Here is a 26,815-nt window from a genome sequence, read left to right as displayed (position 1 = left end):
TAAGTAGTTCAAATAATGACAATTAACCGATTAGTAGCTGCGATGTTACTTGCCTCGGCCAGTAGCTCGGTGCTTGCTGAAGAATCTTTTACGGTTCAAGATATTCAGGTAGAAGGCCTGCAACGCGTAGCGCTTGGCGCGGCGTTAAATAATTTGCCTTTCAACGTAGGTGATACCGTTACAGAGTATAATCTGTCTCGCAGTATCCGTACTTTATATGGCGCGGGTCATTTCGATGACATCAAAGTATTTCGCGACGGTAATACCGTTATTTATCGCCTGCGTGAACGGCCTACGATTAACGCGATTGAGTTTGATGGCAACAAAGACATCAAAGAAGAGCAGTTAATTGAAAGCTTGTCCGGCAATAAAGTCGAAGTAGGCGAGCCACTAGATAAGACAACACTTAAAAGCATTGAAAACGGCTTGACTGAGTTTTATCACGGTGTGGGTAAGTATCAAGCTGACGTTGAAGTTGAAGTGACTTATTTACCGCGTAATCGGGTTAATCTGAAAGTTAAGTTTGAAGAAGGTGATGCAGCCTCCGTTCGGCAGATAAACATTGTAGGTAATACCCTGTTTTCTGATGAAGAGCTGCTGAAAAATATTGAGTCTCAACAAGACTTACCTTGGTGGCGATTTATGTCATCAGATCGGTATCAAAAGCAAACGCTTAACGGCGATATAGAAAAGATAACGAGTTATTATCTTGATCGCGGTTATCTGCGGTTTAGAATCGATTCTGAACAGGTTTCAGTAAGTCCGGACAAAGAATCTGTATATGTCACGTTAAATGTGACTGAAGGCGAAAAGTACACCATCAAAGGTGTGAAATTTGTTGGTGATCTTATCGGTCAAGACGAATTTATTACTCAGGTTTTGCCGTTAAAAGATGGTCAGCTTTATAATGGTGCACTGGTAACTTACACCGAAGAGAGCATTGCTAAGTTGCTGGCTCGGTTTGGCTACGCTAACTCAAAGGTACGTACCATACCGCAAGTAAACGATGATACTAAAGAAGTTGAGTTGACAATAAGCGTTGACCCTGGCAAACGTGTCTATGTGCGCCGTATCAATATGATGGGCAATAGCACGACCAAGGATGAAGTATTACGCCGGGAACTGCGCCAGATGGAAGGTGCATGGTTATCAAATGATTCGCTGGAGTTATCTAAACAGCGTATTCAGCGTCTGCCTTATATTGAGTCAGTTGAGTTTGAAACAGCACCTGTTGCAGGTGAAGATGATTTAATTGATATTGGCTTTACAGTCAAAGAGCAACCTTCAGGCAGTTTTAATGCCGGTATTTCTTATGGCGACTATATGGGATTGTCCTTCCAGATTGGTGTGCAACAAGAAAATTTCCTTGGTAGCGGTAACAGTGCAGGCATAAACTTAAACACCAATAAATATCAAAAAACGTTAAGCTTTTCTTATACTGATCCTTACTTTACATTAGACGGTGTGAGTTTAGGCGGCCAGATATTTTACAGCGATTTAGATTACGGCTCGTCTAATCTTGAAGCTTACGACTATACCCGTTATGGTTTTGGCGCCAGTATTGGTTATCCAATAAACGAATATAACCGGTTAAATTTTGGTGCTAATTACGTTGTAAACAAGATTAACTCTATAAGTGATTACGATCAGTTGCGCCACTTCAGAGCGGTCTTGCTTGACGCGGAAAACCCTGACGGCGGCTACAATTTTACCAACTACGAATTGTCTGCAGGCTGGGTGCGTAGCACATTGAACCGTGGTTTGTTTCCAACTGCAGGTCACTATCTGGGCGCAAACATCAAAGTTACAGCGCCAAGCTCTGACTTAAAATACTTCAAAACCTCGTTTGAAGGGCGAAACTATATTCCGTTAAGTACTGATCATAGTTGGTCGTTTTTATCGAAACTTGAAGTGGGGTACGGTAATGGCTATGGCAGTAAAAATGGTTACGATTACACGCTACCGTTTACCGAAAACTACTATGGCGGTGGCCAGAATATTCGTGGCTTTGAAAGCCGGATCATCGGACCGCATGCTGTTATCTTAGGCGCAACCTCAGTACCAGGATTGCCAGGCGATGGTGGCAGTTTTCCTAGTACACCGGAAAATGATATTTATGATGTATCACAACGCTCAACAGGCGGCAACGCTATGGCTATTGCTACGTTAGAGTTGATAACGCCTACGCCATTTTTAAGTGACGACTATCGCAATTCCGTGCGTACCAGTTTTTTTGTTGATGTAGGTAATATCTGGGATACTGAGTTTGATATTAATAGATATGATGGATTAACACAGGTTTCCAGTAGCCAACGCAGACCAAAACTGGCAGATTACGCCGATGCTGGTTTGATTCGCGCCACTGCTGGTGTATCGTTACAATGGATTTCGCCAATGGGTCCTTTAACCTTCAGCCTGGCGAAAATTATTAAAAAGCAAGAAGGTGATTTGCAAGAGAACTTTAGTTTTAATATTGGTACAACTTTCTAGATTAGAAAAATAGGGAACAAAAGATGTTAAAGACACATGCAGTAAAATCGGCGATTATTTTAGTAGCAGGTTTATTAATGGCAGGTACTGTTGCTGCCAAAGAAATGAAAATTGCTTATGTTGATGTGCAGGCCGTAGCCGCTAAGATTCCTCAAGCTGTTGCCATGCAGGAAACGATTAAAAAAGAATTTTCTGATCGCATTGAAGCGGTAAATAAGTTGGAAAAAGATATTGGCTTTAACATTGAAAAGCTGCGTCGTGATGGCCCAACGATGAGTGAACAGCAACAAGAGGAACTGAAAGTTGCTGTTACTAACCAACGCAAGCAGTATGAAGAGTTAGCGCGCCCGCTGGATGAAGAAATTCGTACACGCCAGGCAGAAGAGCGCAACAAAGTGCTGGCGTTGATTAAAACGGCTATTGATGTCGTTGCTGAGCGTGAAAAAATCGATATGGTATTAAACTCTGGTGCAGCAGTCTATGCCAAACCTGAATTTGATATCTCTGAAGCGGTTATGACTCAGGTTAGCAAAGCGAAATAATGCTACAGTTTATCCTTTCTGAACTCGCTGAGCGTTTAGATGCTCAGCTGATTGGCGATGCTGCTTGCAGCATCGTTTCAATTGCCACCCTTGAAAATGCGGGCCCTGGCCAGATAAGTTTTTTATCCAATGCTAAGTATCGAAAGTTTCTCTCTGCAACAGCAGCGTCAGCCGTACTGATTACTCAAGATGATATTGCTTTTGTAGCTCCGGCAGTCAATGCATTGGTGGTAAAAGATCCTTATGTCGCTTTTGCTAAGGTGGCACAATTACTAGATAGCACGCCAAAGATAGCTAGCGGCATTCATGCTACAGCGGTTATTGACCCTAGCGTAACTTTAGGTGAAAGGGTGGCTATTGGTGCAAATGCCGTTATCTCAGCAGGCGTGGTACTTGGCGCTGATGTACAGATTGGCGCAGGCTGCGTCATAGGTGAGCGCGTGCACCTTGATGCTGGTTGTAAACTTTGGCCGAATGTTACTATTTTACACGGTGTTAGTATTGGCCAGCGTTGCATCATACACAGTGGCGCTGTTATTGGCTCAGATGGTTTTGGTTTTGCAAATGAACGCGGTAACTGGCTTAAAATACCACAAACAGGTACGGTTAGAGTCGGAAATGACTCAGATATAGGTGCTAACACAACGATAGATCGCGGCGCGATTGATGACACCATCATTGGCAACAATGTGATTATTGATAATCTATGTCAAATAGCCCATAACGTACGAATTGGTGACCACACAGCAATAGCCGGTGCTTCAATAGTCGCGGGTAGCACCAAGATTGGCCGTTATTGCATAATTGGTGGTGGCGCTTGTATTAATGGCCATATCGACATTTGTGATGGCGCTCAGATAACTGGTATGGCCATGGTAATGAAATCAATTACTGAAAAAGGAGTATACTCGTCAGGTATTCCTGCCACCAGTAATCTGGATTGGCGCAAAAATACGGCTAAATTACGCCAAATAGATCAACTATATCAACGAGTAAAGCAGCTTGAAATCCAGCTCGCAAATATGCTTAATGCACAAGATACTGACCACTAGACAGAGGAATAGCTTTGGCTAACCAACTTAACAGCCTTCAAGTTCAGGAAATCATGGCCTTGTTGCCACACAGATATCCATTTTTGTTAATTGACCGCGTATTAGATTTCACGCCGGGTGAAAGCCTGACCGCAGTAAAAAATGTCAGCATTAACGAGCCCATTTTTACCGGCCATTTTCCAGGGATGCCAATTTTCCCCGGCGTATTAATTCTTGAAGCAATGGCTCAAGCCACAGGTATTCTTGGTTTTAAAACCGTTACAGAGCGCTCAGAAAACGAATTGTATCTTTTCGCGGCTATTGATGAAGCGCGTTTTAAAAAGCCAGTAGTACCTGGCGATCAAATGATAATAGATGTGAAGTTTTTAAAAGAGCGCCGCAACATATGGAAGTTCTACGGTGAAGCGAAAGTTGATGGACAGGTTGTCTGCTCAGCTGAGTTGATGTGTGCCAGAAGAGAGTTATAACGTGATCCATGCAACCGCAGTAATTGAAGCCAGTGCTAAGCTAGGTAACAACGTCAAGGTAGGCCCATTTTGCTATATTGGCCATGATGTTGTTATCGGAGACGACTGTATCCTGGAATCGCATGTTGCGATTAAAGGCCCTAGCACTATTGGTAAAGGTAATCACTTTTTCCAGTTTTCCAGCATAGGTGAAGCTTGTCAGGATAAGAAGTATAAAGGTGAAGCCACAGAGTTGATCGTGGGTGATTACAATGTGTTTCGTGAAGGTTGCTCGGTACACCGCGGCACTGTTCAGGATCAGGGTAAAACCATGATCGGTAGCCATAACCTGTTTATGAATACCACCCATATCGCTCACGACTGTGTAATTGGCAGCCACACTATTTTTGCTAGTGGTGCGCAAGCTGCAGGGCATGTGCATGTGGGAGATTGGGCCATTCTAGGTGGTATGACAGGTGTGCACCAGTTTGTACACATTGGCCCTCACAGCTTTTGTGGCGGCGGCTCTATCGTACTTAAAGACGTACCACCTTATCTTATGGTTCACGGTGCGCCTTGTGTGCCAGCAGGTATTAACACGGAAGGCTTAAAACGTCGTGGTTACAGTAGCGAAGCGCTGTTAGAAATACGCCGTGCGTATAAAGAAGTGTATCGTAAAGGCCTTACCGTAGCCGAAGCCTTAGCCGCGCTTGAAGAGAAAGCCGCTTTAGTGCCGGAGCTTAAAGTATTTACTGATTTTATCGCTAATGCCAGTAGGGGAATTGTGCGCTGATGCAGGCAGCTAAACCTCTTAAAATAGCCATTATCGCCGGGGAACACTCCGGCGATATTTTAGGTGCTGATCTGATGATAGCGCTTAAAGCAACTCACCCTGCTGCGGTGTTTTACGGCATTGGTGGCCCTCGCATGCAGGCATTGGGGTTTACCGCGCATTTTGATATGGAAGAGCTGGCGGTAATGGGCATTGTAGAAGTGCTTGGTCGTTTACGTCGGTTATTACAGGTTAAGCGTGAAATTCTTGCCACCTTTATGGCCGACAAGCCCGATGTATTTGTTGGCATCGATGCACCAGACTTCAACTTACCGGTAGAGTTGCAACTAAAGCAAGCCGGTATTAAAACAGTGCACTATGTTAGCCCCTCCGTTTGGGCATGGCGGCATAAACGTATATTTAAAATTGCGGCGGCCACCAATATGGTGTTGTCATTGCTGCCCTTTGAAAAAGCGTTTTATGAAAAATATCAGGTACCATGTACTTTTGTCGGTCACACCATGGCAGATAGCATGCCGTTAGAGGTAAATAAGGCGGTAGCTAAGGTTGAGCTGGGGCTGGATAGCACAAAAGCGGTGCTGGCACTCATGCCGGGTAGCCGAACTAACGAGATAAAATTACTCGCACCCGATTTCTTAAGCGCGGCATTATTATTACAGCAACAATTTCCAGATTTGCAGTTTGTTTGCAATATGGTTACAGATGCAAAGGCTGAGCAATTCAAAGCGATTAAGGCACAGTTGGCCCCCGATTTGGATGTTAAATTGTTTATTGGCCAAGCAAGGCAGGTACTTTTAGCAGCGGATGCAACTTTTATCACCTCTGGTACAGCGACATTAGAAGCTATGCTGGCAAAATGCCTGATGGTGGTGTCATATCGTGCTAATTGGCTAACGTATCAAATAGGCCGACGGCTGGTTAAACTGGCCCATTTTAGCCTACCCAATTTATTAGCAGGGCGGGGCATGGTAACAGAGCTATTGCAGCACCAAGTAACGCCACAAGCACTGGTGGCGGCAATGACGCCGCTGTTAACGTCACAGCGCGATACCTTGCTCAGCGAATATCAGCAAATTCATCAAAGCATAAAATGCGATGCCAGTGTTAAAGCCGCGCAAGCCATTATACAGGTAGTAAATAATGATGTTGTATCAGCGTCCTGACGTTCAGCTAATTTGCGGTGTTGATGAAGTTGGCCGCGGCCCACTCATTGGCGCTGTGGTTACTGCTGCTGTTATTCTTGACCCAGCGAAACCTATAATGGGTTTAAATGATTCTAAAAAACTGTCTGAAAAACGCAGGCTTGAGCTGGCAGAGCTTATTAAAGCCAACGCATTATGTTGGGCGTTAGGCCGCGCTGAACCGGCAGAAATTGACCAGCTGAATATTCTGCATGCCACGATGCTGGCGATGCAACGTGCAGTGGCTGCATTAACGCTTCGGCCAAAGTGGGTGCTGGTTGATGGCAACCGCACTACAGATTTCGGTGTGCCTGCAACTGCCGTGATAAAAGGGGATGCTTTGGTACCTGAAATTAGTGCGGCGTCTATTTTAGCTAAAGTTACCCGTGATGCAGAAATGCAGGCTTTACATCAGCTTCACCCAGAATATGGTTTTGCTGCCCATAAAGGTTATCCCACCGCTGCGCATATGGCTGCAATTAAGCAACATGGCGTGTTAGCTGAGCATCGGCGCAGTTTTAAACCGGTACGCCTGTTATTGGAGCAACACGGCTTATGAATGCTCCTGGCTTTATTCATTTGCGCGTACACAGCGATTTTTCTATGGTCGATGGTGTTGCCAAAGTAAAACCTATAGTTAAAGCTGCGCAAAAATTGGCGATGCCGGCATTGGCATTAACGGACCAAATGAATTTTTGTGGCTTGGTTCGGTTTTACAGTGCCGCGCATGACGCTGGCATAAAGCCTATTATTGGTGTGGACTGCTATGTACAGCATCCGTTGTTTGGCACTGAAAGTAGCCGTATCTTGCTATTGGCGGCAAACAATGCCGGATATCAGAATCTTAGTCAGCTCATTTCTAAAGCCTACTTGCGTGGACATGTTGATGAAAAGCCGCAAATAGATCATCACTGGCTAGCCGAATATGCCGAAGGCTTAATTGTCCTGTCCGGAGCAAAAGACGGTGTTCTGGGTAAGGCCCTGCTAAAGGAAAACAACCAAAGTGTTAGTGAGTTACTGGCATTTTATCAGCAGTATTTTCCTGACCGGTTTTATCTTGAGGTAATCCGTACTGGCAGGCCAGACGAAGAACGTTATATTCAACACGCCGTTACTTTGGCAGAACAGCATGGCTTACCCTTGGTTGCCACCAACGAGGTGGTGTTTTTACAAGCAGAAGACTTTCCTGCACATGAAATTCGTGTCGCAATCCACGATGGTTTTACCCTGGATGATAAGCGTCGACCCAAAAACTTCACGGATCAGCAATATTTAAAATCTGCTGATGAAATGCAGCAGTTATTTGCCGATTTACCAGAAGCATTAGACAACTCGGTTGAAATAGCTAAACGTTGTAATGTCACCATTCGTTTAGGTGAGTATTTTCTGCCCGCATTTCCAACTGGCGGTATGAGTGATGCCGATTTTTTAGTGATGAAATCTCGCGAAGGCTTGGAAGACCGCTTGCTGCAGCTATTCCCAGATGAAGTACTTCGTACTGAAAAACGCGCGCCTTACGATGAGCGGCTGCAAATTGAGCTTGACGTTATTAACCAAATGGGTTTTCCGGGTTACTTTTTGGTCGTTATGGAGTTTATCCAGTGGAGTAAAGACAATGATATTCCGGTAGGGCCGGGCCGCGGCTCAGGTGCCGGTTCGTTAGTGGCCTATGCACTTAAAATTACCGATTTGGATCCGCTGGAATTCGATTTACTGTTCGAACGGTTTTTAAACCCGGAGCGGGTATCAATGCCCGACTTCGATGTCGATTTTTGTATGGACCGGCGCGATGAGGTTATCGACCATGTTGCTGACATGTATGGCCGTGAAGCCGTGTCGCAAATTATTACCTTCGGTACCATGGCGGCCAAAGCAGTTATTCGTGACGTAGGCCGTGTGCTGGGGCATCCATACGGTTTTGTTGACCGGATCTCAAAGTTAATTCCGCCTACGCCAGGTATGACGCTGGAGCAAGCGTTTAAAGAAGAGCCTCGGCTGCCGGAGTTGTATCAGCAAGATCAGGAAGTAAAAGATCTGATAGATATGGCCCGCCAGTTGGAAGGGGTTACCCGTAACGCGGGTAAGCACGCTGGTGGTGTGGTTATTGCGCCGACTAAAATTACCGATTTCTCCCCGCTTTATTGTGACGACGAAGGCAATAATCCGGTTACTCAATTTGATAAAAACGATGTTGAATACGCCGGTCTGGTTAAATTCGACTTCTTAGGCTTGCGCACGCTGACGATTTTGCAGTGGGCGGTAAACATGGCTAATACGCGGCTGAAAAAAGAGGGTCGCGAGCCAATAGACATTAATGCCATTCCGCTGGTAGATAAGAAAAGCTTCGATCTGCTGCAAAAAGCCGATACTACTGCGGTATTTCAGCTTGAATCTCGCGGTATGAAGGATTTGATCCGCCGGTTACAGCCTGACTGTTTTGAAGATATGATTGCCTTGGTAGCGCTGTTTCGGCCCGGCCCTTTGCAATCGGGCATGGTAGATAACTTTATCGATCGTAAGCGCGGCCGTGAAGCCATATCGTATCCGGACGCTACCTGGCAGCACGACTGCTTAATTCCTATCCTGGAGCCTACCTACGGTATTATTTTGTATCAGGAACAGGTGATGCAGATTGCGCAGGTGCTATCGGGGTATTCGCTCGGTGGTGCTGACTTATTACGCCGGGCAATGGGTAAGAAAAAACCCGAGGAAATGGCGAAACAGCGTGACACTTTCCAAGAGGGAGCGGCAAAAAACGGCATTGATCCTGAACTGGCAATCAAGATTTTCGATCTGGTAGAAAAATTCGCCGGTTACGGTTTCAATAAATCGCACTCTGCAGCATATGCTCTGGTGTCCTACCAGACGTTATGGATGAAAGCGCATTATCCGGCTGAGTTTATGGCGGCGGTAATGTCGGCAGATATGGATAACACCGACAAAATTGTTACCCTGGTTGATGAGTGTGAGCGGATGAAGTTAAAACTGATCCCGCCTGACGTAAATGCCGGTGTTTATAAATTTACCGTAAACGAGCAGGGGCATATTGTGTATGGCATCGGTGCCATCAAAGGTGTGGGTGAAGGCCCAATAGATGCCATTCTTGATGCCCGTAATAAGCATGGCAGCTTTAGCGACCTGTTTGATTTTTGCGCCAAAGTAGACTTAAAAAAATTAAACCGACGCGTGATAGAAAAACTGATTTTATCAGGTGCGATGGACCGTTTAGGGCCACATCGCGCCGCGCTTTCTGCAACGCTCGAAGAAGCGATGAAAGCAGCCGATCAACACGCTAAAGCTCAAGCAGTGGGCCAGGATGATTTATTCGGTTTACTAAGCCCAGAGCCGGAGCATGCAGCAGCGGCGTTTAAACAGGTTGCAGTATGGCCAGATGAAGTATGGTTGGAAGGTGAACGTGAAACACTAGGTCTATATTTAACCGGCCATCCAATAAACCGTTATTTGGATGAAATCCCACGCTATGCAAACTGTCGTTTAGTTGAGCTACAGCCGACCAAGAAAGATCAAAGTGTTGCTGTAGCCGGACTCGTCGTGTCAGTGCGGATTATGATCAACAAAAAAGGCCGACGCTGGGCAATCGTAACCCTGGATGACAAATCGGCGCGGCTAGATGTACGGTTTTTTCCGGATTTGCTGGAAACGTTCGAACAACTGTTACAAAAAGACCGTATTTTGGTGATAACGGGACAGGTCAGCTTTGATGATTTTAATGGCGGCCTTACAATGACCGGCCGCGATGTCAGCGAGATAACCCAAGTACGGGAAAAATCTCTGAGATCCTTGAATATCACTGTACAATCGGCGCAAATAGACCACAATTACCTGCAAAGATTGCAGCAGGTACTGGGAGAGTTTAATGCCGGTACCGTCCCCGTAAAGCTGCGCTATCAACGCCAGGAGGGTGAGGTAGTGCTACAGCTAGGAACACAATGGTGGGTAACGCCGGCCGACGCTTTGTTGCACCAGTTAAAGCAATTGGCAACAATAGAACTGGAATTTAATTAATTAGGTAGTGACAGTCGATGATGCTGAATTATTTAGAGTTTGAGCAACCTATTGCTGAACTAGAAGCAAAAATAGACGAATTGCGGAACGTAAGTCGCAATGGCGATTACGATTTGGGCTTAGAAGAAGAGATCAACAAACTAAAAGAAAAGAGTTTGGGCCTGACAAAGAAAATTTTTGCTGAGCTGGGTGCCTGGCAGGTTGCACAATTGGCCCGTCATCCACTAAGACCTTACACCCTGGATTACATCAAGCATGTTTTCACTGACTTTGATGATTTGGCCGGTGACAGAACTTTTGCTAATGATCAGGCGATTGTAGGCGGAACAGCCCGGATAGGCGATATACCGGTTATGGTTATTGGCCATCAAAAAGGCCGTGATACGCGCGAGAAGATTAAGCGTAACTTTGGTATGCCACGTCCTGAAGGTTACCGTAAAGCGCTACGTCTGATGGAAATGGCTGAGCGCTTTAATATGCCCATTGTTACCTTTATTGACACCCCTGGTGCATACCCGGGTATTGGTGCTGAAGAGCGTGGTCAATCTGAAGCCATTGCCCGCAATTTAAAAGTCATGGCAGGTTTAAAAGTACCGGTGATCTGCACAGTTATTGGTGAAGGCGGATCTGGTGGCGCTTTGGCTATCGGTGTCGGCGATAAAGTGAATATGTTGCAATACAGTACTTATTCGGTTATTTCGCCAGAAGGTTGCGCATCTATTTTATGGAAAAGTGCCGATAAAGCCCCTTTGGCTGCTGAAGCCATGGGTATTACGGCCGAGCGTATTAAAGAGCTTAAACTGATCGACGAGGTGTTCCCTGAGCCACTCGGTGGTGCCCATCGCTCGCCAGAGCAAATGGCACAAACGTTAAAACAGTCGATACTACGCGACTTGCAGAAGCTGCAGAAAATGAGTACTAAAGAGCTGCTTGATGTGCGTTACCAGCGTTTGATGTCTTACGGATACTGCTAAGTAAACGTAAGCACTTAACCATAAGTGCTTAATCATGAGTACTTTAAGCCAGTGCAGCTGCACTGGCTTTTTAATTTGTGTTAGCCTTACCTTTTGTGTTTATCACGGTAGATGTTCTTATGCCTGAGCTAAGCTCTGCGTATCTTATCGAAACCTTAGAATTGCAAAACCACAGCCATATTGTGCTGGCGCTTAGTGGTGGCCTGGATTCTATGGTGTTGCTGGATTTGTTATGTAACGCGCAGCAAATGCAGCCATTTACGTTAGAAGCGGTGTATATACATCATGGCATTAGCGACAACGCCAGTGCGTGGGGCGAATTGTGTGCGGCTCAGTGTGCCATGCGCAAAGTGCGTTTTTCAATGCGCCATCTACAGCTGAGTGGGCGTGATAATCTGGAGCAACGCGCTCGGGAAGGGCGCTATCAGGCGCTAAACGAATTTGTTCACACCGAAAAACATACCTTGGTTACGGCACATCATGGCGATGATCAACTAGAAAGTTTATTTTTGGCGCTAAAGCGAGGCGCTGGTGCGGCTGGTTTAAGTGGTATAGCAAGCAGTCGTCCGTTTGCACAGGGCAAATTGATGCGGCCATTATTGGCGTTTAGCCGCAGTGAGCTGGAACATTATGCTTTGCAACAACAGCTCAGCTATGTCGAAGATGAAAGTAATCAGGATACCCGTTTTGAGCGGAATTTTATTCGTCAGCATATTACGCCGGTTATTCGACAGCGTTGGCCACATTTTAGCCGTACTGCAGCGCGAAGCATGCTGCACTTAACACAGCTACAACAGTTAGCAGAGCATTATACAGAACGTGCATTTGAGCAATGTGTTAGTGACAATCATCTGGTGTTGTCGGCGTTAGCGAAGGAGTTACCATTACAACAGGATTTAGTGATCCGGCATTGGTTAGCGCATGCAGGGCTTAATCCGTCCTTAGAATGGCTTGATACCCTTAAATGTCAGGTTATTGGAGCGCGGCCAGATGCAACGCCTACGCTGCAATTGGCTGAGTATCAGGTACGACGTTTTGATGGCAAGCTTTATCTGCTTACCCATAAAGACACTTTAGTACCCTCGCAACAGATCCATTGGCGCGGGCAAAATACGGTATTACTACCAGAGCATTGCGGCAGCCTGCAGTTTTTAACCCAACAAGCGTCATCGGCTCTGCCTATCGCTGCAAGTTCTGGACAAATTATATTTGGTCAACTTAGTTTGCGGTTTAAACCGGCTGGGGCTTTGATGAGTAAACCGTTAAAGCAGTGGTTTAAATTATGGCAGGTACCACCCTGGCAGCGCTTACGCACGCCACTTCTTTTAGTTGATGGCGAGTTAGTTGCTGTTGCAGGCTACGCCAGCTGCATTACGGCAGAGCAAGCGACACAGTGGATAAGCTGGCAAAGCTAAAATAAAGCAATACTTAACGTTTTTATATTGTGTCAGGCTACGCGAACCGTATTTTTGCCTGCTTCTTTAGCTGCATATAGCGCACTGTCAGCAGCGGAAAATAATTGTTTACTGCATTGGTCAGTATTAAATACCGCTAAGCCAACGCTGGCGCTTACTGCGTACTGTTGGCACAGGTAATGTTGGTTTATAACCTTAACCAAGCGTCGGGCAACTAATTCGGCATTGTCGGTATCTTGACCAGATAAAACAACGGCAAATTCGTCGCCACCGAAGCGGAATAAACTATCCGTTGCGCGCAGGGTATCGCGTAAACAATCAGCTACTGCCAGCAATACTTCATCGCCAGCACTGTGACCGTTTGAGTCATTAACCTGCTTAAAGTTATCTAAGTCCAGCAAAATCAGTGCACAATGCTCGTTGTGACGTTTTGCCAACATCACCGCTTTTTCAAAACTATCGTCAAAAAAACGACGGTTACCTAAACCTGTTAGCGTATCTTTTAGCGCCATTTGTTGTAGACGACTCACGACTAACGCATTACGCAGAGCAAACAACCATTCACTTTCAAGCAATAGTAACTCACGTTGTGCCATTGGCGTAAAGGCGTAGTCACTGTGATAAACCAGTTCAGCTAAGCACTGTTGGTTGAGTACGAGTACGCTACGGTGTTCAAATTCCCCTGAGCATGAGCCAATAGCGGAAAAATCACCCACCGCGGTTTTTAATGACATTGCTGAAAGCGGCAAAACTTTGCCGACGGCCATTGATACGATATTTAGCTGCTGCTGAATGTCTAACGTAGTTTGTAACTGGCTTATCAGGCTTTGTTCCGTGCATTCTGGTAACTGCGGCCATTGCTGCAGTTTTGTCATGGCGGCATAACTAGGAGCACTGCTTAACGCGACGTCTTGTACTAACAGGTATTCCATAATGGTATCCAATAATGCTTTTATAAATTTTAAAGCAAATAATGGGCCAATATTTAAAGTTATTATTTATCAATGACTTAACTTGTCGCGCGTTTCGGGCAGTCAAGGTATTGACGAGTAATTAAACCTTAATCACTGTCGTCTGCCAGAAACTGCAGTATGCTGTCCATCTGCGCCATCGCATCATCATAACCTAAGCTAATCAGACGTCGGGTATAGAGTTGCTCAAAGAGTAAATAGCTGGCTAAGCTGGAGTCTGAATGCTGGCGTATCCCAGTCATTCGCAATATTGTTCGTACCGCCATAGGTAACGACAAAAAGTGTTCGCTGGCAATTTGACCAAAATTTTGGCTGGGATTGATCACCAGGCTGTTTACTGGTTTTAATTCCGTTTCTATATTGTGCTGGCGCATAATTTTAATGGTGTTATTAATACGCTTCATCCGCTCTAAATCTGAGTTAAGGCTGTCGGTAAATACCGTATCGAGTAAGTGTCCGGCAATGGTTGCTAGATCTGGGTGGTGCAAACTGCGCTGATTGGACTCATTTTTGCGAGGGTCTGCCACGCCAATAACCATAATTTTATCAGCACCCAGGTGTATTGGTGCACTTAGCGGAGCGAGCTGATTTACCGAGCCATCACCAAAATACTGTTGATGAATACGCACTGTTGGAAACACTAAGGGAATGGCAGCCGATGCCATTAAATGCTGCACTCCAAGCAAGGTTCGCTGGCCGCAACGTTTAGCCCGGCGCCATTCCTGCGCTTTGTCAGACTGAAAAAACGTTATCGAATCGCCATTGTTATAGCAAGACGCGGTAACCGATACACTTGAGAGATACCCTCCCATAATATTGCGGTCTATGCGTTTTAAATCCAGCACCTTTGTCAGCATTTGTCTAAGCGGTTTATTGTCAAACAAGCTGACCGGTTGCTTGTTAGCATAATCAGCCTGAAATGCACTAAAAGCGCCGCGTAACAGCTGACGAAAAACCCTCGGATAATCCGCATAATATACCTGGCTGGTATGAAAGTTACGCCAAATCCATTCCAGTTTCTTCACACCCAAATGAAAACAAGACGCGTAGCATGCCATGGCAATACCGTTCATGGCACCGGCGGAGGTACCCGATATTATTTGAAACGGTAGCTTGCTACTACGCGGGAATTGCTGGGCAATCGCTTTTAATACGCCAACCTGATACGCTGCTCTAGCGCCACCGCCGGTTAATAGCAAAGCCGTTTTTTTTACCGTTTTGACATCGTGTTCAGACATAACTTAGTTGAACTTTTTCCAGTATATATGCTCATTGCTTAATATATTGCTGGATTCAATGCAGAATGCAACGCTTAATCGCGTTGTGCGATTATATTGCTACAGAGGGTATTATGGCTGAACAGGAAAAAGACCAAGAGCAGAACAAAAACCAACAGGTTTATTTGTTGGCCATTGCAGCAATTGTTGTGGTGATACTTATTGCCGCCTGGATGTTGTTGAAAAAAGAGGACATGCCAGCTAAACCTGCCGTTATCGTGCCGCAGGTAGTTACTGAACCAGTAATAATTGACCTGCCACCAGAACCACAGCCTGAGATTGACAATGAGGAGGCTGAGCCAGAACCTGAGGTATCAGCGCAGAATGAGAGTGTTGACATTGTTGAGGCGCCGGTTGAGTTGCCCCTTCCTGCATTAGATAATTCTGATCAGGAGGTAAAGCAAAAATTACTGGCGTTAGAATGGCAGCCTGGTTTGGCTGGATTATTTATTACCGAAGATATGTTACGTAATTTTGCGCTGCAAGTTGATAATATTGCTCAGGGACAATTGGCAAAAAAACATCCTCTACTGCAACCCCTTGAGCAAAAATTTACGCCATCTGGTCAGGACGCTATGCAGCTCAATGATGAGAGTTTTGCTCGTTTCCAACCTTATATTCAGTTATTAGAAAGTGTTCCTCCAGCAAAATTGATAACGTTATTTGACCGTTATGAACCCTTATTACAACAAGCTTATGCAGAGCAGGGCTATCCTGATGAGTTATTTAAAAATAAACTTATTACCGCGATAGAGGTATTGTTGGCAACGCCTGATGAAAGTTATCCACTGCAACTGGTGCGGCCGGGTGTCATGTATAAGTTTGCAGATCCCGACATTGAACAGTTGCCTGCTGCGCAAAAACAAATGCTACGCCTTGGTCCTGCTAATATGGCAAAAATAAAAGCGGTGCTGCGTCAGTATCATAGTCATTTGACGGCTGTTTAACGCTTTTTTGCTCTCGCAGAGGCTTATATAACATTATTCTGCAAGTCACAGCGTGAACGAAAGTCACGCCGTGGCTTGCAGAACATAACCGATTCTTGCATAATGCGCGCCTGCTGAGGATTCAGCAGTTCAATGGTAACCCCATTGGTCCTCTCGCAATACTAGTAGGCGAACCTGGTCAGGTCCGGAAGGAAGCAGCCACAGTTTATGACGTATGTGCCGGGATGTGGCTGGTGGGGTTGCCACCCAAATCTCTCTGTTTTATAACGTCACGTTTTACTATCTCAAGCGCCATTAATATGGTGTTAGGGTCAAGTTCATGTTGCTCCAGAAGCATAATCAAATCGACAGCCAATTTGACATGCTCTGGGGCGTGTTCAAGAGAATCACTCACTCATTACTATCCAGAAACTCGCGCGCGCGGGTTACTGCTTCCCGCACTTTCATTTGCATTTCGTAACGTTCACTCTGTGGTAAATAAAACGCCATGTCTACTTCGTAGCGAATATAGCGTGGCGGTAGTAGGTTTAGTGAAATACAACACAAATCTGCCAGGTACTCTGCATCCTTATTCGCATCCAACCCTAACTCAACAATATGATCCAGCGTTAATTTTTCATAATAGTTGTGGATATCGTCGTCCAGTTTCATATTAACCTCAATGTGGTTTATGTATTTCACAAAGCATAATCAGCTTTACAGCAAAAGACCACTGAAAGATTGAGTTAAGCTTGGTCACTGTTACAATGCGCATCAAGGCCATAAGAGAAAAATAACTATGCAAAAAAATACTGCGCCCTGCTACTACGGTGATTATTTACAACTGGATAAGGTGTTAACAGCACAAGCGCCTGAAAGTGCAAAATATGCCAATGAGGCACATGATGAAACGTTATTTATTATTGTGCATCAGGTGTATGAGCTATGGTTTAAGCAAATTTTGCACGAATTAAAAGCGGTAATGGATGTATTTGCCGCTGAAGAAGTTAAAGACGAGCAGTTAACCGGTATAGTTCATAAACTCAAGCGGGTAATTACCATTCAGCAGTTGCTGAATCAGCAAATTAGTGTGATGGAAACCATGACTCCGCAAGACTTTATGTCGTTTCGCGATTATTTGGTACCTGCATCAGGTTTTCAAAGTATCCAGTTTAAAATGCTGGAAATAGGCTTGGGCTTAAAAAGCGATTTTCGTATCGATTTTGATAAAAATTCATTTTATAGCCGGTTGAATGAGAAAGACCGTACCTTTCTGCAGCAATTAGAACATGAGCCTAGCTTGTTCGAACGCATAGAAAAATGGCTGGAGCGTATGCCATTTCTCGAATTAAACGACTTTAGTTTCTGGCAAATGTACCGACAGGCAACGGATGCGATGTTGGCGGAAGATAAAAGTACTGTCGAGTCAATTGAGCAAATCGCCGAACACGAACGTGCTTTGCAGCTGGCAGAAATAGAACGTACCGCTGAGAAGTTTGCTGCTTTGCTTGATAACGACAAATACCAACAATTGCAACACAGTGGCAGTTTTCGCTTAAGCCAACGCGCAATGTTGTCTGCGCTGTTTATTAGTCTATATCAGGAAGAGCCGGTATTTAACTTGCCGTTTCAACTGCTTACTTGTTTAACTGAAATTGATGAGTTGCTCACTATTTGGCGTTATAAACATGCCATGATGGTACAGCGTATGCTCGGTACAAAAATTGGTACCGGTGGTTCCTCGGGACATGACTATTTAAAACGCACTACCGAGAAAAACCGCATCTTTACCGACTTGTTCAATATGGCGACGTTTTTGTTACCCAAAGCTGATTTGCCGCCCTTGCCACCACAAGTGAAACGCCGTTTAGGTTTCTATTTTGCTGGCGAAGTGTGAACCACAGAGGGTAAAAGCAGCTTTGAACAACTGCAAATGCAGCTGCACCAGCGCATCAACATTGCGCTGGTAGCCACCGCCAATTACCGCTGCTACCGGTATTGCGTTATCAACACAGCATTGCAGTACCAGCAAGTCGCGCTGGTATAGTGCCGCTGTTGAAATACTCAGTAACCCCAATTCATCCCGCTGGTGAATATCAACGCCGGCGTCATACAGCACTAAATCCGGCTGATGCCAATTAATCAAGGTTTGCACACTTTGCAGTACGGTTTGCAGATAGTCGTTGTCGCTGCAATCTTTCGCGACGCCAACATCCCAGTCAGACTGCTGCTTATAGTAAGGAAAGTTCTTTTCACAATGAATTGAACAGCTAATAATTCGGGGTTCATCTGCTAGCATGGCAGCGCTACCATCTCCTTGATGCACATCCAAGTCGATGATAAGTATTTTATCCACTTCCTGCGTTAACAGGGTTTTAGCGGCAACCACCAGATCATTAAACAGACAAAAGCCAGACCCTTCGTTGTAAAAAGCGTGGTGATAGCCCCCACTTAAATGTAGTGCGATACCCTGTTTAAGCGCGGCTTGTGCTGTTTGCAACGTTCCTCCTAAAGAGCAAAGCGAACGCTGAAACAATTGTTCAGACCAGGGAAAACCAATTCGTCGCATGGCCTTGGGCAGAATACTGCCATCTTGTAAGCTAAGGATATAATGTGGGCAGTGCACCTGGGCAAGTTGTTGGCTACTTATCGGTGTTGATAAGGAGAATGCACTCACCGGCACGCCAATACTAAGCAACTGCTGATACAGTGCTTGATACTTTGTAATGGGATAACGGTGCTGCGCTGGAAGATCAAGTTCGCTGTAGCAAGGATGATAAAGCATAGCGGGTAACGAGGTTAGCATCAGTTGCGGCGTTCCAAATCCAGAATTTGTCGTTCAATATCTGATAAGGCTTTACGGCAGCGGCCTAGGCGGGCATGCAATGCCAAACTGCGTTGTATAGCATCGGGGGCGTTTTCACGATTGGCCAGCACGATCATATCCTGCAATCGGCGTTCAAACTCCTGCGTATCACTTAGTTGCTGATATAGCTGCTGGCTACTAACACTGATTTGCTGCACCAGATTTTTCGCTTTATGTACTTTATTGCTGGGTTTGCGTCGTATATCAACATTTCGAAATGCTCGGGTAAGCGCAACGGTTTGTTCGCTTAAACGCTGCACCAAGCGTTGTTTCGCTGTGATTGCTAACGCGCTATGTTGCAAGTGGTTAAGGTTTCGCTGTGCCTCTATAACGTAATCAGTTAGCTGGGGTGAGCGACAGCTAAACAGGGTGCTGTCAAACCAGTTTTGTGGCTTACCGCTAACTTGCTTTAAATCAATCTGTTCAGCTTGTTGCTTTAATTGCTGCAATTGATGCGCAAGTGTGCCTAATAAATCCATCAGCTGCTCCAGGCCTGCCAGGCTAAACGCAGTGCAATAGCTGCAACAACGCAAATAAATACCGGACGAATAAATTTACTTCCAAATTTAATCGCTGAATGTGCACCTAGCCAGGCCCCCAACATCAAGCAGAGACCCATACCGATACCCAGCGCAAAATTAACATGGCCCAGATAAATAAAAGCGACCAGCGAAAAGCCATTGCTTACAAAATTCATTGTCCGCGCCACACCACTGGTGAGTAGCAAATTTATCCGGTAAAGCGCCATTGTAGATACCATCCAAAAAGCACCGGCACCCGGACCTGCAATACCATCATAAAACCCTAATGTCAGGCCTTGCAGCCTTTGTTGCCAATATAATTTGGTCGTTTTGGCAGGCAACTGCAGCTTGTCATCAGGTTGCATACGATTAAATAATGTATAAAAAGCGGCTAACAAAATCACAATTGGAAGCATTTTTTCCAGCGATTCATTACTCAGAAAGTCGACAGCTATAGTGCCGAGTACTGCACCGATAGCGGTGTAAAACAAACTGCGCTGCCAAAAATGAGGATTAAACAGCTTTTTGCGGTAATAAGTGACAGATGCTGTTAACGAGCCAAAAGTGGCCGCCAATTTATTTGTACCCAGCACGACATGAGGAGGTAAACCGGCAGTAAGTAAGGCGGGCACAGTAAGTAAACCACCGCCGCCAGCAATAGCATCGATAAAACCGGCAATAAAGGCCACGGCACACAACAGTAATAATATACTCGGCTCTAAAGCTAATTCTGCAAACAAAATGGTTTCCTGTTAATACTCAATGTGACGCTGAAAAGGAGGCAATGCGTTTAACATGGCCGTGCCGTAAGACTTAGTAACCAGACGGCGGTCGAGAATAATAATTTGGCCTTCATCTTGCTCCTGGCGTAGCAGTCTACCACATGCCTGCACCAGTTTCTTTGATGTGGCGGGCACGGTAAGTTGTAAAAATGGATTGCCGCCTTTACGTGTTATCGCTTCAGCTAAGGCTTCCTCTAACGGCGACGTGGGTACCGCAAAAGGTAACTTTGTTATCACTAAATTGGTTAACAACTTACCGGGTAAATCTAGCCCTTCAGAGAAACTTTGGGTTCCGAACAAGATACTACAGCGGTTATGTTTGCAGTTTTCGGCATGCAATTGCAGTAGTGCTTGACGTGATGCCTCACCTTGTACCAATAAAGAAAAGCCTTTTTTACGGATAGTTTCTGCAACCTGCTGCATTTGCCAATAAGACGCAAACAGCACCAGGCTTGCCTGATCTTTAGGTAAGTAGTTTGGCAGCAGCGTAGACAATTCGTCCGTATAGGCTTGTTCAGTAGGCAAGGTTTTCATTTTGGGAATAACAATTTTACCTTTTTCCGCATACGCAAATGGTGACGTTACTTGCAGCGTTTTGACTCCCTCAAACCGATTTAAACCAAGATCGTATTTTATATACTGAAACGAATTTAACGCTGTCAACGTAGCCGAACACATGATCACGGCAAAGGCATCATTAAACAGCAGTTGCTCCAGTTTGTTTGCCACGCCAAGCGGGCAAGCATGGCCAACGACATTTTGGCTTTGGTTATTCAGTTCAACCCAACGGGCTTGATGGACATTTTTTTCTTGCTCCATCGCATAAAGATGCCAAAGCCCTTGTTGTTGCTCAATCTTCTGTCGCAGGTGACTTAGGTCCTGTATCAAGTTAAAACTCTGTTTTAACGGCAGTTTTTGTTCAGAGATATTTTCTTGCAAATGTTGTTGCACGCGTTCTAATTGAACCAGCGCTTTTTGACTCATTTGTGCTAGAGGCTCTGCTTGCTGCTGGACTAATTTTGGCAGGGCAGCATCAGTAAAACGATACTCGGTCTTATCAGCAAACCAGCGCGTTTTAAACTCAGCAATACTTCGCTCAACAGGCTTGAGTAAACTGTTTAACTCGTTACAACTGTCATCAAACCGCAATAGTTCTTTCATTACAGTCGCTGGCAAAAGGGTAATTAACTGTTGAATTGTTTTGCCAGCTTTTTCTAACCAAACACTATTGTGGCTAAGCTGAGCCTGTGCCGCAAAAAAATCGCGGGCAATATCGGGTAAATGATGTGCTTCGTCAATAACATACAAGCTATCTTCAGCTTGCGGCAATATACTATTGCCACTGGCCAAGTCGGCTAATAGCAAGGCATGATTTACTACCAAAACATCGGCGTTACTTACCTCTGCGCGAGCCAGATGAAACGGGCAGTTCATGTGCCGGCGATCGGTTTTATGGCAATGCAGCGGGTCTGCTACAATTCGCTGCCATAAATCTTCAGACAGCGGGGTTGCGAGTGTATCTCGGTCACCCAGCCAGTGGCGTTGCTGCCAACTATCGAGCAGTTTTTGCCAGTCAAAAGCCGCATCAGCGGCTGTTGCAAATAATTCGGGGTGTTTTTGTTGCTGACGCATGCGCTCAATACAGGCATAACGCTGGCGTCCTTTAACCAAACTAAATTCAAATAATAATTTGCTATGCTGCTGAAAAAATGGCAAATCTTTATTTACAAGTTGTTCCTGCAGGGCCACAGTGGCGGTTGCAATAACTACTTTTTTCTTTTGCGATAATGCATATGGGATAACCGCCAGCATATAAGCTAACGATTTTCCAGTACCAGTCCCGGCTTCAATTAAACCAATCCGTTCATGTCGGTGATAACTGCCGGACACAATTTTAGCGATTTCGGCAACCAGTAAATTTTGCCCCGGTCTGGGTTGATACAGCGGCAATGTCGTTTTGATACGGCTATGAATATCGCGAATTTGGTGTTTAAGAGAGTCACTTAGCATATTGGGTATGTATTTTTATCCAGTTATTGGATTGTATACCTAATATCAGCAGTAGCAAAACGGCTTCATCTACAAAATTCGCATAGAAAGTTCCGTCTTGTGAATAATTAATTAGGAATTAATCGGGATTTATTGTAAAGATTTGTTGGCAATCTAATCTTTACATTTAACGCCCTGTCCATACAGTTAATTACGCATATTTTATTTGTTAAGTCTAAGTTGTTGAATTTAATCAATTATAATATATCGCTCTGCACGGCATTGCCAAATATTCTATTGCATTGAAAAGATGTTTGTACAGAAGTTAACCTGGCGACAACGTAAATCTCAAATTGTTCCATAAAAGCTGTTGACCCTGCCGAAACCTTACGTTTATTATCAGTGGGCGACAAATCGGAGGTTATCCGAAATGAACGGAGTGCCGAGCGCCGTAAAAGGTTGGTAACTGTTTAAAAATAGAATCACTAGATAGTGGTCCAGGGAGAAATACATGTATACGAATAATAAATTAAGCAAAGCTGTGCGCTTAGCGATTGCTTTTGGTGCTGCATCTGCAACTGCTTTCACTGCATCAGTAAATGCTGCTGAAGAAGATGCTGCAGAAAAAGTAGAACGAATTGAAGTAACAGGTTCACGTATTAAGCGTGCTGACCTTGAAGGTGCAAACCCGGTAACAGTATTAGATAAAGTTGATATCGAGCGTTTCGGTCTGACTTCTATCGGTGACGTATTACAAAACCTGCCAGCTGCTGGTTCTGCAATTAACACCAACAGCAACAACGGCGGTGACGGTACAACTACCCTGAACATTCGTGGTTTAGGTTCAAACCGTACTTTAGTATTAGTAGACGGTAAACGTTGGGCTCCAGGTCTGGGCGGTTCTGTCGACTTAAACAACATTCCATCTTCTATCATTGAGCGTATTGAAGTATTAAAAGATGGTGCATCTGCAGTATACGGTTCTGACGCCGTTGCTGGTGTAGTTAACATTATTACTCGTAAAGATTACGAAGGCGTTCACGCCAGTGCTTATTTAGGTCAATACGCAAGCTACAGCGATGGCCGTAAAGAGTCTTACGATATCGGTTTTGGTGCATCTTCTGGTAAAGGTAACGTTTATGTAAACGTGAGCTACGTGAACGAAGATGAAACCTTAGCGGGCGACCGTGACATCTCTGCAGTGCCAGTATTCGGTACTCCAGAAGGTTTCGGTGGTTCTTCTGGTACGCCTAATACCCGTTTTATGTACAAAGACGGCAATGGTGATTTATTCAGCCAGCAGGGTGATGGTAACGGCGGGTTAATCCCGTGGACTGGCGCTTCTGCATTTAACTTCGCGCCGTTTAACTTCCTGTCTACGCCTCAAGAGCGTACAAACCTTTTCATCAAGGCAGACTACGAGCTAAGTGATAACCTGCGTGTTATGGTTAACGGTTTCTACAATAACCGTAAATCAGCTCAGGCGTTAGCACCTACACCGTTATTTATTGGTACTGCGTTTGGTGATACCGGTTATGTGTTGGCAGCGAACAACCCATACAACCCAACAGGTTTAGACTTAAGCACTGATACAGATGAAAACAATTTGTATTTGGTAGGTCGTCGTATGATGGAAGCTGGCTACCGTCAGTTTAACCAGAACGTTGACCAATTCCAGTTTAACGGTGGCTTTGAAGGTAACTTCGATTTAGGCGACCGTACCTTCTACTGGGATGTTGGCTACACCTATTCAGACATTACAAACAACGAGCTGACTGACGGTTTGCTTAACATGGGTAATGTTAAAACAGCAATTGGTGATGTTGATGTTTGTGCTGCGACAGATGGCTGTGTGCCACTTGATCTGTTCGGTGGTTCAACGGCTATCGGTGTAGGTTCTATCACGCAAGAAATGCTGGATTACATCCTGTTTACTGCGCAAGATGCTTCTAACACCAACATGAAAAACTACACCGCTAACATTTCTGGTGACGTAGTAGAGCTGCCAGCCGGTATGATTGGTTTCGCTGCGGGTTACGAAAAACGCTGGCAGAGCGGTTTCGACCAGCCAGATGCGTTTATCTCTGCAGGTTTGTCTTCAGGTAACGCGCGTCAGCCAACTTCAGGTCGTTACGACGTAGAAGAGATGTACCTTGAATTAGCGATTCCATTGTTAGCTGATATGGCGTTTGCGCAAAACCTGGATTTAGAGTTAGCGACTCGCTATTCTGATTACAGCAACTTTGGCGACACCACTAACAGCAAAGTGGGTATTAAGTGGCGTGTGAATGCTGACTTATTAGTACGTGCTACTTACTCTGAGTCATTCCGTGCTCCGTCAATTACTGAATTGTTCCGCGGTGCAGCTGATAACTTCGGCTCTTTAGTTGACCCATGTAATGGTGGTGCTGCAGCTAACCCTGGTAAACCGGGTTGTGCGGGTATTCCGGCTACTTACAATCAGCCTGGTCCACAAATTCGTTCAACTGTAGGTGGTAACGAAAACCTGGCAGCGGAAGAAGGCGAAAGTAAAACTTACGGTTTAGTGTATAACCCGTCTTGGGCTGATGGCCTGTCAATGACTTTCGACATGTTTGATGTTGAAGTTAATGGCGCGGTGTCTACTGTTGGTGCACAAGATATTCTGGATGCGTGTGCTGAAACTGGCGTAACACTGTGTTCACTGATTCAGCGTAACGCTGGCGGCGGTATTGTTGATTTGTTCAACGGTGCAGTTAACTTGGGTGGTGAATACACCAAAGGCTTCGATGCTAACGTGTCTTACCGTTTTGATACTGACTTTGGTACTTTCTTGACACGCTTTGATGTTACCTACATCGACGAGCGTACAGTAGTTGCTGTTGACCCGGTAACTGCTGCTGAAGTTGAAAATAAGTTAGCAGGTAGGGCATTTGACCGTGACGTAGTGCCTCGCGTTCGTTCTAACGTATCGTTAGACTGGACTCAAGGTGACTGGACTGCAAGCTACCTGGCACGTTTTATCAAAGGTACAGATGAAACCTGTAACTTCGGTAACTCTGCACTGCAAAATGCGCAAGAGCAACTGCTGTGTAGCATGCCAAGTGCAGAAGTGGGCGGCGCGAGCTTCAACCACTTAGGTTCAATGGTATATCATGATGTGTCTGGTGCTTATCAGGTAACTGAAAGTATGCGTGTTTCTGTTGGTATCAATAACCTGTTCGATACCGATCCACGTGTATCTTACAGCACCTTTGCTAACAGCTTTGACCCATCAATGTATGAAATTCCAGGTCGCTTTGTATACGGCCGTATCAGCTTGGAATTCTAATACCTAGTTAAGGCTTAACCTTAACCACAAAAAGCCTCGTTTCGAGGCTTTTTTTTTAGGTTGATTGATGAAAAAATGGCAATACAGACCCAGACGATGAATAAACCGGTAATGGATACACAGAGTTTAATTCGACAAGCCATAGCTTGCTTTAACCAAAACGACCCGCAGCAAGGCAAAGCATTACTGCAGCGTGCTGCTGATGCAGGCTCTGCAGCAGCGGTGCTGTATTATGCCGATATATTATTCAAAGAAGATAAGCCTTCAGCTTATAAATACCTCGGCCAGCAGTGGCAAAGGGGAGTGAAGGGCACGCTGCACCGTAGGGCGTTGTTACGTTGTTTTTTTGACAAGCAGAATAGCTACACAAATGATGAGCTGTTTTCTGATTTGCACGAAGAAGCCATAGATGGCGATATTCAGTCTATTGTCGCCCTGATATCGGTAATGCAGTGCGCTGATGTTAGTCGCTATTACTGCGCACTATTGCAGCAGTTTTCGCCAGAATTAGCTCAGCAGTTGTTGCATGCTTCATATACAGTGCAGGAAGCCAGCGTAACTAGTACCGAGCTTAGTCAAGCGTTTAGCACCGGTTTGCAAGGCTGGCAACAGTTTAATTGTGAAAAGATAAATAGCGACATCGGCCTGGTTGTTGCCAAAGCAGCATTAACCGACATTGAATGTCGTTATATGATGTTGCGATTTAGTAGCTTATTGCAACCGTCACAAATTGTCGATCCGGTGAGTGGAACGGCAAAACAAAACCCTTACCGCACCGGTTCCATGGTAGCGATAGTGCCGGAATATTTGGATTGGATAGCTTTAGGCATAGAGCTGAAAATGTCAGCGTTTGCTGGTTTTGCGCGGCAAAATGGTGAGGTGATGAATCTGATACATTATGACGTGCAACAACGCTATCTGCCGCATTTTGACGCCATCGTTGGTGACACATCAACATTGTCGTCCCAGCTTCGCAATGGCGGCCAGCGGCAGCTAACGGTGCTTGCGTATTTAAATACGGTATCAGCGGGCGGTGAAACGTCTTTTCCTAAGTTAGGCATTAAAGTACCAGCCCAGGCGGGTGATATGCTTATGTTTCGCAATATTGATGCTGCTGGCAAGTTGTTACAAGCTTCTTATCATGCCGGTGAACCGGTACAAGCAGGTGAGAAATGGCTGTTGTCAAAATGGGTTAGACAAGGTGTTACTGATTATGGTACGTTTGTTTACGGTTAACATGAATATTTTTTGTAT

21 protein-coding genes, 1 other RNA gene and 1 pseudogene are annotated in these 26,815 nt (G+C 45.1%); 15 read left to right on the top strand and 8 right to left on the bottom strand.

Translation table 11 applies throughout. The annotated features are described in order from the left end of the window. Nucleotides 1–15 precede the first annotated feature (15 nt). The 10 genes from bamA to tilS all read left to right on the top strand — a co-directional run bounded on the left by bamA (nt 16) and on the right by tilS (nt 12,919). The gene (bamA, locus tag ORJ00_RS03220; protein WP_027669839.1) at nt 16–2,490 is read left to right on the top strand and encodes an outer membrane protein assembly factor BamA; all 2,475 of its coding nucleotides are present in this window, start codon (nt 16–18) and stop codon (nt 2,488–2,490) included. Between the two features lie 23 nt (nt 2,491–2,513). Next, entirely contained in the window at nt 2,514–3,032 is a 519-nt protein-coding gene (locus ORJ00_RS03215; RefSeq protein WP_027669840.1) for an OmpH/Skp family outer membrane protein, read from the top strand. Further along, entirely contained in the window at nt 3,032–4,084 is a 1,053-nt protein-coding gene (gene lpxD / locus ORJ00_RS03210) for a UDP-3-O-(3-hydroxymyristoyl)glucosamine N-acyltransferase (RefSeq protein WP_306138973.1), read from the top strand. The genes ORJ00_RS03215 and lpxD overlap by 1 nt, the downstream gene beginning before the upstream one ends. Before the next feature lie 14 nt (nt 4,085–4,098). Continuing rightward, nucleotides 4,099–4,551: a 3-hydroxyacyl-ACP dehydratase FabZ gene (gene fabZ, locus ORJ00_RS03205; protein WP_027669842.1), complete on the top strand. Its 453-nt coding sequence runs from the start codon at nt 4,099–4,101 to the stop codon at nt 4,549–4,551. Nucleotide 4,552: 1 nt separating this feature from the next. Continuing rightward, the gene (gene lpxA, locus ORJ00_RS03200) at nt 4,553–5,323 is read left to right on the top strand and encodes an acyl-ACP--UDP-N-acetylglucosamine O-acyltransferase (RefSeq protein WP_306138972.1); all 771 of its coding nucleotides are present in this window, start codon (nt 4,553–4,555) and stop codon (nt 5,321–5,323) included. Next, nucleotides 5,323–6,486 (top strand): lipid-A-disaccharide synthase, encoded by a 1,164-nt coding sequence (lpxB, locus tag ORJ00_RS03195; RefSeq protein WP_306138971.1) that lies wholly within the window; start codon nt 5,323–5,325, stop codon nt 6,484–6,486. Before lpxA ends, lpxB begins: the two co-directional genes overlap by 1 nt. Further along, the gene (gene rnhB / locus ORJ00_RS03190; protein ID WP_027669845.1) at nt 6,464–7,063 is read left to right on the top strand and encodes a ribonuclease HII; all 600 of its coding nucleotides are present in this window, start codon (nt 6,464–6,466) and stop codon (nt 7,061–7,063) included. Before lpxB ends, rnhB begins: the two co-directional genes overlap by 23 nt. Then, a complete protein-coding gene (gene dnaE / locus ORJ00_RS03185) occupies nt 7,060–10,530 on the top strand; it encodes a DNA polymerase III subunit alpha (protein ID WP_306126171.1) in 3,471 nt (1,156 codons plus the stop codon). The genes rnhB and dnaE overlap by 4 nt, the downstream gene beginning before the upstream one ends. A gap of 17 nt (nt 10,531–10,547) precedes the next feature. Next, a complete protein-coding gene (gene accA / locus ORJ00_RS03180) occupies nt 10,548–11,504 on the top strand; it encodes an acetyl-CoA carboxylase carboxyl transferase subunit alpha (protein WP_305975106.1) in 957 nt (318 codons plus the stop codon). A 119-nt stretch (nt 11,505–11,623) separates the two neighbouring features. After that, nucleotides 11,624–12,919, top strand: coding sequence for a tRNA lysidine(34) synthetase TilS (gene tilS, locus ORJ00_RS03175; RefSeq protein ID WP_306138970.1), 1,296 nt, complete (start codon nt 11,624–11,626; stop codon nt 12,917–12,919). 32 nt (nt 12,920–12,951) lie between these two features. On the opposite strand, the gene ORJ00_RS03170 is transcribed toward tilS, so the two are convergent. Both ORJ00_RS03170 and ORJ00_RS03165 read right to left on the bottom strand, forming a co-directional pair. Beyond that, nucleotides 12,952–13,851, bottom strand: a complete 900-nt coding sequence (locus ORJ00_RS03170; protein ID WP_027669849.1) for a GGDEF domain-containing protein — start codon at nt 13,849–13,851, stop codon at nt 12,952–12,954. 128 nt (nt 13,852–13,979) lie between these two features. Continuing rightward, nucleotides 13,980–15,128, bottom strand: coding sequence for a patatin-like phospholipase family protein (locus tag ORJ00_RS03165; protein ID WP_305975112.1), 1,149 nt, complete (start codon nt 15,126–15,128; stop codon nt 13,980–13,982). Between the two features lie 65 nt (nt 15,129–15,193). Between ORJ00_RS03165 and ORJ00_RS03160 the strand changes: the two genes are divergently transcribed. Both ORJ00_RS03160 and ffs read left to right on the top strand, forming a co-directional pair. Beyond that, a complete protein-coding gene (locus ORJ00_RS03160; protein WP_306138969.1) occupies nt 15,194–16,114 on the top strand; it encodes a DUF3014 domain-containing protein in 921 nt (306 codons plus the stop codon). Nucleotides 16,115–16,256: 142 nt separating this feature from the next. Beyond that, an RNA gene (ffs, locus tag ORJ00_RS03155) (signal recognition particle sRNA small type) lies at nt 16,257–16,353 on the top strand. Between the two features lie 41 nt (nt 16,354–16,394). On the opposite strand, the pseudogene ORJ00_RS03150 reads toward ffs, so the two are convergent. Continuing rightward, nucleotides 16,395–16,508, bottom strand: a pseudogene (locus ORJ00_RS03150) (DUF2496 domain-containing protein); the annotation flags it as partial. Then, nucleotides 16,505–16,765, bottom strand: coding sequence for a late competence development ComFB family protein (locus ORJ00_RS03145; RefSeq protein WP_305975116.1), 261 nt, complete (start codon nt 16,763–16,765; stop codon nt 16,505–16,507). The pseudogene ORJ00_RS03150 and the gene ORJ00_RS03145, both read right to left, overlap by 4 nt. Nucleotides 16,766–16,892: 127 nt before the next feature. Between ORJ00_RS03145 and ORJ00_RS03140 the strand changes: the two genes are divergently transcribed. Continuing rightward, nucleotides 16,893–17,990, top strand: a complete 1,098-nt coding sequence (locus ORJ00_RS03140; protein ID WP_306136751.1) for a tryptophan 2,3-dioxygenase family protein — start codon at nt 16,893–16,895, stop codon at nt 17,988–17,990. On the opposite strand, the gene ORJ00_RS03135 is transcribed toward ORJ00_RS03140, so the two are convergent. Genes ORJ00_RS03135 through dinG form a run of 4 tightly spaced genes read right to left on the bottom strand, consistent with a single transcriptional unit; the run spans nt 17,961 to nt 22,272 of the window. Next, nucleotides 17,961–18,899 carry a histone deacetylase family protein gene (locus ORJ00_RS03135; protein WP_306138968.1) on the bottom strand — a complete coding sequence of 313 codons (939 nt, stop codon included), beginning with the start codon at nt 18,897–18,899 and terminating at the stop codon, nt 17,961–17,963. The two genes, ORJ00_RS03140 and ORJ00_RS03135, sit on opposite strands and share 30 nt — an antisense overlap. Further along, nucleotides 18,899–19,438 (bottom strand): primosomal replication protein PriC, encoded by a 540-nt coding sequence (gene priC / locus ORJ00_RS03130; RefSeq protein ID WP_306136852.1) that lies wholly within the window; start codon nt 19,436–19,438, stop codon nt 18,899–18,901. Before priC ends, ORJ00_RS03135 begins: the two co-directional genes overlap by 1 nt. Beyond that, the gene (locus tag ORJ00_RS03125) at nt 19,438–20,220 is read right to left on the bottom strand and encodes a sulfite exporter TauE/SafE family protein (RefSeq protein WP_306138967.1); all 783 of its coding nucleotides are present in this window, start codon (nt 20,218–20,220) and stop codon (nt 19,438–19,440) included. Before ORJ00_RS03125 ends, priC begins: the two co-directional genes overlap by 1 nt. A gap of 12 nt (nt 20,221–20,232) precedes the next feature. Beyond that, nucleotides 20,233–22,272, bottom strand: a complete 2,040-nt coding sequence (gene dinG, locus ORJ00_RS03120) for an ATP-dependent DNA helicase DinG (protein ID WP_306138966.1) — start codon at nt 22,270–22,272, stop codon at nt 20,233–20,235. 490 nt (nt 22,273–22,762) lie between these two features. Between dinG and ORJ00_RS03115 the strand changes: the two genes are divergently transcribed. Both ORJ00_RS03115 and ORJ00_RS03110 read left to right on the top strand, forming a co-directional pair. Further along, nucleotides 22,763–25,561, top strand: coding sequence for a TonB-dependent receptor (locus tag ORJ00_RS03115; RefSeq protein ID WP_306138965.1), 2,799 nt, complete (start codon nt 22,763–22,765; stop codon nt 25,559–25,561). A 75-nt stretch (nt 25,562–25,636) separates the two neighbouring features. After that, nucleotides 25,637–26,797: a 2OG-Fe(II) oxygenase gene (locus tag ORJ00_RS03110; protein ID WP_306138964.1), complete on the top strand. Its 1,161-nt coding sequence runs from the start codon at nt 25,637–25,639 to the stop codon at nt 26,795–26,797. Nucleotides 26,798–26,815 lie beyond the last annotated feature (18 nt).

It is taken from the genome of Rheinheimera baltica (assembly GCF_030731985.1).
GTDB classification, from domain to species: domain Bacteria; phylum Pseudomonadota; class Gammaproteobacteria; order Enterobacterales; family Alteromonadaceae; genus Alishewanella; species Alishewanella baltica.
The sequence above is the reverse complement of the archived record's forward strand: the minus strand, read 5'-3'. Positions and strand labels throughout refer to the sequence as shown.

What these genes read in the sequence shown, in the direction of transcription:
- bamA (WP_027669839.1), top strand. Translation starts at nt 16, where the DNA reads ATGACAATTAACCGATTAGTAGCTGCGATGTTACTTGCCTCGGCCAGT.
- ORJ00_RS03215 (WP_027669840.1), top strand. Translation starts at nt 2,514, where the DNA reads ATGTTAAAGACACATGCAGTAAAATCGGCGATTATTTTAGTAGCAGGT.
- lpxD (WP_306138973.1), top strand. Translation starts at nt 3,032, where the DNA reads ATGCTACAGTTTATCCTTTCTGAACTCGCTGAGCGTTTAGATGCTCAG.
- lpxB (WP_306138971.1), top strand. Translation starts at nt 5,323, where the DNA reads ATGCAGGCAGCTAAACCTCTTAAAATAGCCATTATCGCCGGGGAACAC.
- rnhB (WP_027669845.1), top strand. Translation starts at nt 6,464, where the DNA reads ATGATGTTGTATCAGCGTCCTGACGTTCAGCTAATTTGCGGTGTTGAT.
- dnaE (WP_306126171.1), top strand. Translation starts at nt 7,060, where the DNA reads ATGAATGCTCCTGGCTTTATTCATTTGCGCGTACACAGCGATTTTTCT.
- accA (WP_305975106.1), top strand. Translation starts at nt 10,548, where the DNA reads ATGATGCTGAATTATTTAGAGTTTGAGCAACCTATTGCTGAACTAGAA.
- tilS (WP_306138970.1), top strand. Translation starts at nt 11,624, where the DNA reads ATGCCTGAGCTAAGCTCTGCGTATCTTATCGAAACCTTAGAATTGCAA.
- ORJ00_RS03170 (WP_027669849.1), bottom strand. Translation starts at nt 13,851, where the DNA reads ATGGAATACCTGTTAGTACAAGACGTCGCGTTAAGCAGTGCTCCTAGT.
- ORJ00_RS03165 (WP_305975112.1), bottom strand. Translation starts at nt 15,128, where the DNA reads ATGTCTGAACACGATGTCAAAACGGTAAAAAAAACGGCTTTGCTATTA.
- ORJ00_RS03160 (WP_306138969.1), top strand. Translation starts at nt 15,194, where the DNA reads ATGCAACGCTTAATCGCGTTGTGCGATTATATTGCTACAGAGGGTATT.
- ORJ00_RS03145 (WP_305975116.1), bottom strand. Translation starts at nt 16,765, where the DNA reads ATGAAACTGGACGACGATATCCACAACTATTATGAAAAATTAACGCTG.
- ORJ00_RS03140 (WP_306136751.1), top strand. Translation starts at nt 16,893, where the DNA reads ATGCAAAAAAATACTGCGCCCTGCTACTACGGTGATTATTTACAACTG.
- ORJ00_RS03135 (WP_306138968.1), bottom strand. Translation starts at nt 18,899, where the DNA reads ATGCTAACCTCGTTACCCGCTATGCTTTATCATCCTTGCTACAGCGAA.
- priC (WP_306136852.1), bottom strand. Translation starts at nt 19,438, where the DNA reads ATGGATTTATTAGGCACACTTGCGCATCAATTGCAGCAATTAAAGCAA.
- dinG (WP_306138966.1), bottom strand. Translation starts at nt 22,272, where the DNA reads ATGCTAAGTGACTCTCTTAAACACCAAATTCGCGATATTCATAGCCGT.
- ORJ00_RS03115 (WP_306138965.1), top strand. Translation starts at nt 22,763, where the DNA reads ATGTATACGAATAATAAATTAAGCAAAGCTGTGCGCTTAGCGATTGCT.
- ORJ00_RS03110 (WP_306138964.1), top strand. Translation starts at nt 25,637, where the DNA reads ATGGCAATACAGACCCAGACGATGAATAAACCGGTAATGGATACACAG.